General features: G+C 47.1%; 1 tRNA gene and 2 rRNA genes. All 3 read right to left on the reverse strand.

Annotation, left to right across the window (positions count from 1 at the left end):
• A tRNA-Asp gene (locus KT99_RS19735) sits at nt 1–57 on the reverse strand.
• Between the two features lie 113 nt (nt 58–170).
• A 5S ribosomal RNA gene (gene rrf, locus KT99_RS19740) occupies nt 171–286 on the reverse strand.
• 207 nt (nt 287–493) lie between these two features.
• Nucleotides 494–1,111 (reverse strand): 23S ribosomal RNA (locus tag KT99_RS19745); the annotation flags it as partial.

A 1,111-nucleotide genomic window follows, 5' to 3' on the forward strand; every position in this document is an offset into this window, starting at 1 on the left:
GGAGGGACTCGACCCGCGACCCCGGCGTGACAGGCCGGTATTCTAACCAACTGAACTACCGCTCCTTTAGCAAAGTGCTTACGCATATTGCTAAATTCTTTTTAAGTCGCTGATATGTCACTATCAGTAAACTTTGTCTTCACTTTCTAGAAAGTGGAAACTAAATAGGCGCCTGGAAATGACCTACTCTCACATGGGGAGACCCCACACTACCATCGGCGCAATTGCGTTTCACTTCTGAGTTCGAGATGGATTCAGGTGGGGCCACAATGCTATGGTTTCCAGACTAATTTTGCGATTACTTTCAGCTTTTCAAAAAGCTAAAGGTAAAAGAATTTAGAAAGCTGGCTATTTAAAAAGTCTTTTAAATAGCTTTAAATAAAAGTAATAATTGGTTCAACTTAAATCAAGTCGGTATTCTTTTGTGCTTGTAAAGTAATCACTCATTAACCACATACTTCTCTTTTAACAAGAGTAAACCCATCTGGGTTGTATGGTTAAGCCTCACGAGTCATTAGTACAGGTTAGCTCAATGCCTCACAGCACTTACACACCCTGCCTATCAACGTCCTAGTCTCGAACGGCTCTTTAGAGGAATTAAATCCCTAGGGATGACTCATCTTAGGACTCGCTTCCCGCTTAGATGCTTTCAGCGGTTATCGATTCCGAACGTAGCTACCGGGCAATGCTATTGGCATAACAACCCGAACACCAGCGGTTCGTCCACTCCGGTCCTCTCGTACTAGGAGCAGCTTCCTTCAATCATCCAACGCCCACGGCAGATAGGGACCGAACTGTCTCACGACGTTCTGAACCCAGCTCGCGTACCACTTTAAATGGCGAACAGCCATACCCTTGGGACCGACTTCAGCCCCAGGATGTGATGAGCCGACATCGAGGTGCCAAACACCGCCGTCGATATGAACTCTTGGGCGGTATCAGCCTGTTATCCCCGGCGTACCTTTTATCCGTTGAGCGATGGCCCTTCCATACAGAACCACCGGATCACTATGACCTACTTTCGTACCTGCTCGACGTGTCTGTCTCGCAGTTAAGCTGGCTTATGCCATTGCACTAACCGTACGATGTCCGACCGTACTTAGCCAACCTT

Origin of the sequence: Shewanella benthica KT99 (genome assembly GCF_000172075.1) — a bacterium.
In the GTDB taxonomy this organism is placed as follows: Bacteria; Pseudomonadota; Gammaproteobacteria; order Enterobacterales; family Shewanellaceae; genus Shewanella; species Shewanella benthica_A.